This is a genomic window from Aphanizomenon sp. UHCC 0183, from assembly GCF_009712065.1.
Taxonomy (GTDB): Bacteria; Cyanobacteriota; Cyanobacteriia; order Cyanobacteriales; family Nostocaceae; genus Dolichospermum; species Dolichospermum heterosporum.
The window spans coordinates 28,596-34,582 of the sequence record NZ_VILC01000017.1 but is presented as its reverse complement, the minus strand read 5'-3'; the positions used below and the strand labels follow the sequence as shown (position 1 = coordinate 34,582).

The following is a 5,987-nucleotide window of genomic DNA, read 5'->3' as shown; positions in this document are numbered from 1 at the left end:
AGGGGAGAAAATTTTTTCCACGAACAACTGACAACTAACAACTGACAACGAACCAAATCTAAAACCATGCTTAACACCCCACCCAAAGGGTATCGGGTGGGGTATTTTATCCTCAAGGGTGTGTGTCACAATTATGAGCAGTTCTGAAAATTTTCAGTTAACTGAAGTTTGAAGTGGGAAAATTCAAGCTAACTTGAAGGTATTGGGCTATCAAGTAGTAGAGATTAGTAAATAATTTCTAGTCTTTCATCCCAAACACAAACCCTCACCCCATTGAATTTCCATTTTTTTATCTTCTCATTTGTTTGTACAGAATTCTAAAAGTAGGCGTTAGTGATGGAAGTAATCTATCAGTATGCCTGGCTGATTCCAGTATTACCTCTTTTGGGAGCAACACTGGTCGGTCTAGGGCTAATCTCGATAAATCAGGTGACGAACCGCTTACGACAACTAAATGCTATAGTCATTATCTCCCTGATGGGGGCTTCTATGGCACTGTCGTTGGCTTTACTGTGGAGTCAAATTCAAGGCCATGCGCCTTATCTTTGGACTTTGGAATGGGCATCAGCAGGTAATTTTCACCTGACGATGGGCTACACTATTGACCACCTGACATCTCTAATGCTGGTGATTGTAACAACAGTAGCCGTTTTGGTGATGATTTACACCGATGGTTACATGGCGCATGACCCTGGTTATGTGCGATTTTACGCCTATCTCAGCTTATTTGGCTCTTCAATGTTAGGTTTGGTGGTCAGTCCTAACCTAGTACAAGTTTATATTTTCTGGGAACTGGTGGGGATGTGTTCCTACCTGCTAGTGGGCTTTTGGTATGATCGCAAAGCCGCAGCAGATGCTTGTCAAAAGGCATTTGTCACCAACCGCGTCGGTGACTTCGGGTTACTATTGGGGATTTTGGGGCTGTTCTGGGCGACAGGCAGCTTTGATTTTATGGTTATGGGCGATCGCCTATCCAACCTAGTAGAAACCGGTTCTATTAGCAATTTCCTCGCTATTCTGTTGGCAATTCTCGTCTTCCTGGGACCTGTGGCTAAATCTGCCCAATTCCCCCTCCATGTCTGGCTACCAGATGCCATGGAAGGTCCTACACCTATTTCTGCCCTGATTCATGCGGCGACAATGGTGGCGGCGGGTGTATTCTTAATTGCCCGGATGTACCCAGTATTTGAAAATGTCCCAGCCGCAATGAACGTAATTGCTTATACTGGGGCATTTACAGCGTTTTTGGGGGCAACTATCGCTATTACCCAAAACGACATCAAGAAGGGTTTGGCTTATTCCACCATTTCCCAACTTGGTTACATGGTGATGGCTATGGGTGTGGGGGCTTACAGTGCGGGATTATTCCACCTCATGACCCACGCTTATTTTAAAGCGATGCTATTCTTGGGTTCTGGTTCGGTAATTCATGGTATGGAAGCAGTTGTTGGTCATGATCCTGTATTGGCGCAGGATATGCGTTTAATGGGCGGACTGCGGAAATATATGCCCGTGACAAGTTTCACCTTTTTGATTGGTTGCTTGGCGATTGCGGGGATTCCTCCCTTTGCTGGTTTTTGGTCAAAAGATGAGATTTTAGGCGCGGCTTTTGCTGCTAACCCTTTCCTGTGGTTTATTGGTTGGGTGACAGCAGGGATTACAGCTTTTTATATGTTTAGAATGTATTTCTCAACATTTGAAGGTAAATTCCGGGGTAATGACGAAAAAATCAAGGTAAAACTCAAAAATGCGGCTGCTGCTTTGGCTGAGAAATCAGGGACAGCAGAATTAGTGCCTAATTTTGGTCCTGGGGCGATGAAAAAGGGAGAATTGGAAAGTCACTCCCATGACTCCCACAGCCATGAGCCTCATGAGTCTCCTTGGACGATGAGTTTACCGTTGGTGGTGTTGGCTATTCCTTCGATGTTGATTGGTTTGGTGGGGACTCCCTACGCCAATTATTTTGAGCAGTTTATCTTTCCTCCTAGCGAAACTTTGGCGGAAGTTATGGAAAAGGCTGCGGAGTTTGACCCCCATGAGTTTTACATTATGGCGGGTAGTTCTGTGGCTGTTTCTGTGATTGGTATTACTTTGGCTGTGCTGATGTATTTGGCACGGAAAATTGATCCTAGTGCGATCGCTAAAAACATTCAACCGCTATACGATCTATCTTTGAACAAGTGGTACTTTGATGACATTTATCATCGTATCTTTGTCCTCGGTTTACGTCGTGTGGCTAGACAAGTTATGGAAGTGGATTTCCGCGTTGTTGACGGCGCTGTTAATCTCACGGGTTTCTTTACTCTTGTCAGTGGTGAAGGTTTGAAATACTTGGAAAATGGTCGGGTTCAATTCTATGCCTTGATCGTTTTTGGGGCTGTTTTGGGCTTGGTGATTGTTTTTGGTGTTACCTGATTTTAATGGGGGCGGTTTGTCCGCCCCTGGATTGTTTTTTTTAACGAACCGCAGAGGCGCGGAGGACGCAGAGTTAATGAACCACGAAGGAGCGAAGGAAGCGAAGGAAGAGGATAGATGATTTTGTGTATAGGTTAATTTAAGCTAAAATTTTTAAGTAAGGTATAAAAATATTTATTTTCATTTACTGTCAGAATCAGGATTTAAGGATGTACAGGATTAAGAAAATATTTGATATTTGAAATCAAAACTTTATGAAAATCAACATCAAATATAATCCTGTAAATCCTCTAATCCTCAGTATCCTGATTCTGATAAATTTGCTCACAACTTTAACAAACCAAATTCTACTCTGGCATTTTCACACAATCATCTGTAATCAATTCGCTGGGATTAGTTACACAGGGAGGTAAACCAGGAGCTACTACAGATAAATTATTTATTTCTCTGTCTGCAACTGCAAAATTTAACTCTAGCAAAAACTTTAATACATCGTCCGTGCCTTCCATCCCATAAGCCTGACGTACTGCTTTATCAAGTTGTTCCTGTGCTTTACGAAGAGGGTTTTGTCCTGGTAATTCTAGGGTTCGATAAAGTTCGCGTAAACTTAATTTATGTTCTGTTATCAGTTCTTGTCTTAACTGTCTTAATTTAACTGCTGCTAACGCTACTTTTTTCACCTGTGATAATTTGGGATTTTGGGGAAAGGGAAAAGAATCAAAAACGGTATCAGAGGTATATCTAAACCTTGCAGTTAAAGTTGAACAACGAGTAGTAAACCATTGCCAATGAATGTCAGATTGTAAAATTCCAAAGGAATAATCATCTGATAACGGGAATACTTGTAAAGCATCACTAGGTCTGATTCTAAAATCAATAAATTCAAAGATAGGTCTTTTTGTGACTCGGCTACAAACAATATAACGAGAAAGCTGATTTAGTTTTTCAATTAATTCAGCACGAGGATAGGAAAGTAACCACCACTTAGTAAGAAAATTTTGATGATGTCTATTAACTTTAGATTTGGGATTTTTTTGTAATAGTTCTTCATTGCGCTTTTGTTCTTCCTTTGCAGCATTTTCACGGGTTGATAGTACCATTGATTCAATTTTTTTAAATGGTGCAGAATATTTCTTGCAAGTGATAAGATTACGGGGATGAAAGTCTATAACATATCTTTGTGGTAGTGGAGGGATTTCTGATAATAAATCATCTCCTATCAAGTAAGGCAATATCACTTCTGCATTATTCTTTGATTGTCGGATCATGATAGCAGTTTCTTGAGGAGTTAATAAAAATCCTTCATGTCCATGAGTTTGTCCTTGATAACAAGCTCCTGAATTTACATTAACTGCAAGTTTTTTCGCTTGAGTAACATCAAGTTTATTAGATAAGGAAGAGTTAATTTTATCTACTTCTAAAACTTCCCAAGGACTATCTTTATCATCTCCAATTTGGGTATATAGTTTCTTTTGACTCAGTTCTTCACCTTTGATCCAATTAACAATAGAAACATGAACAACGGCACTCCCTGACCAAACTTGAGTAGAAACTGCTTCGGTAATTGTTCCGCCATTATTGACTATATAATCCAAACCACCTTCACGGGAATAGTTTTGACGGATGGTATTTGTACCAACAAGTCCAGCCCGTCCACCATCTTTTAAAGCATCATGAGTCCGACGAAACCAGTAAACACAATAATCTGCTCTTCCCGGTACTTCTGCATATTTTTCTCTGACTTCATGGACATAGGTTACTCCATATTCCTGCTGCATTTTATTTTTTGATTGATAGGGAGGGTTGCCAATAATTGCATCTGCCGTCACCCATTCACAAAATAAAGCATCATCACAACGGATATTCTTATCTAAATTATCCAAAGGCAAAGCGCGATCAATTTCTATGGGTAAACTCATTTGCGCTACATCAAGTAACTGATTTTCTTCATCTAATGCCAACTTTTTAGCAATCATCAAAGTTACTTTTGCCAGTTCTACCGCAAAATGTTTGATATCAATACCGTGAAATTGGGTTGTTTTAATTAGGGACATTGTGCCAATAGATAATCTATTTTTCAGTCCGAAATTTTCATGAATTTTAGTTAGTAATTTTGCTTCTAGACCCTTGAGTTCTCGATAAGCAACATAAAGAAAATTACCACTACCACAGGCTGGATCAAGAACTGTAAAATTAATTAATTCTTGTCTGAGTATTAATAACTCATTGAGCTTAGTAGCCCCATCAATGCGCTCTTCCCAAGGTCGCACAATGGTAGGTAAGATGACTTTTTGAATGTCTACAGGGCTGGTGTAATGTGCGCCTAAAGCATGACGTTCTTCTTTACCCATGCTAGATTCAAATAATGTCCCAAAAATAGCCGGTTCAACTTTTGACCAACGTTCTGTTGCTGCTGATGCTAAAAGATCAATTTCGCTTCTCGTAAGTGAGATTGGTTCAACTTTGGAGAATACCCCCGCATTAAAATAAGGTACATCTCGATAACGACTATCTTGAGGGGCTGGGCGTTGACTTCCCATTTGTTGAAAAAGTCCACCAATTAAATCATAAGAACTAATGCGATTAGAACGACAATCATCTAAAAATTCACTAAATAATCCTCTGGGTAATAAATCAATATCTTCTGCAAATAAGGAAACAACACACTGAAGAATAAATCTCTGGGCAATTTCTTGTTTTTCTCCTCTTTCAATGAGGCGATTAAAAACTTGTGCGACGTTATCTGCGGCTTTGCGTGTAACGTCAACTAGATTATTATTAAATAAGGGTTTGCGATTTTCAGGAAAGAGGAAGTTTAAGACAGTAAAGCGACTTGGTAAATCTTCCAATTTAACTTGATCTACTGGTTCTCGCAGTTGTATGTCAAAATCATAAATCCAAAATTCATCAAAGTTGCAGAGAATTACATATTTTGGACGCTGGGGAACTAATTCTAGCCAATATTCAAATGCTTGCTGATAGTGTTTTTCTAGCTTTTCACCTCGTTTTTTCATTTCTAACAATAATCGTGGCCGCCATAGTAAATCAGCAAACTTGGTAGATTTTCCTTTTACTTTTACCCGATATTCTAGTTCTGCTCCTGCTTCTTTATAGCCTTCATGATTGAATGCTTGAAAAAGGCGATCGCAAAATACCTGTGCTTCCCCTTTTTCATCCCCTTTTAATGTTCGGGAATATTCAATAAAACTTCTGATTTTGCTAGGTGTGTCTGTCATGGTAATGCACTACTATGATACAATATAAACATTTATATATTATATTCAAAAAATGTACCATTGGTAAGGTGCTTAATGAAATGCGTAATTTGTAAACATCGAGAAACCAACCCAGGTTTAGTTACCGTAACATTAGTTTGTAGAGTGCGTTAGGAGCGGGAAAATATTATGAAATATAGATTAAATTATGAACGCGACGTAATGCACATTAATTCATGAGATTAAATTTAATCAATTTTGGTGCGTTACGCAACGCTTACACACCCTACTGTCTGAATCAGGATTTCCAGGATTTAACGATTTTTAGGATGAAGAAAAAAACTCATCTTTAAAATC

Annotated in this window: 2 protein-coding genes; one reads left to right on the top strand and one right to left on the bottom strand. The window is 39.2% G+C overall.

Annotated features, from left to right (window positions below; genetic code table 11):
- The first annotated feature begins 336 nt into the window (after positions 1-336).
- Positions 337-2,415 carry an NAD(P)H-quinone oxidoreductase subunit 5 gene (locus FJR37_RS08125; protein ID WP_168465747.1) on the top strand — a complete coding sequence of 693 codons (2,079 nt, stop codon included), beginning with the start codon at positions 337-339 and terminating at the stop codon, positions 2,413-2,415.
- Between the two features lie 347 nt (positions 2,416-2,762).
- Here the strand turns inward: FJR37_RS08125 and FJR37_RS08120 are convergent, their stop codons facing one another.
- The gene (locus FJR37_RS08120; RefSeq protein WP_168465746.1) at positions 2,763-5,651 is read right to left on the bottom strand and encodes a DNA methyltransferase; all 2,889 of its coding nucleotides are present in this window, start codon (positions 5,649-5,651) and stop codon (positions 2,763-2,765) included.
- Between the last annotated feature and the right edge of the window lie 336 nt (positions 5,652-5,987).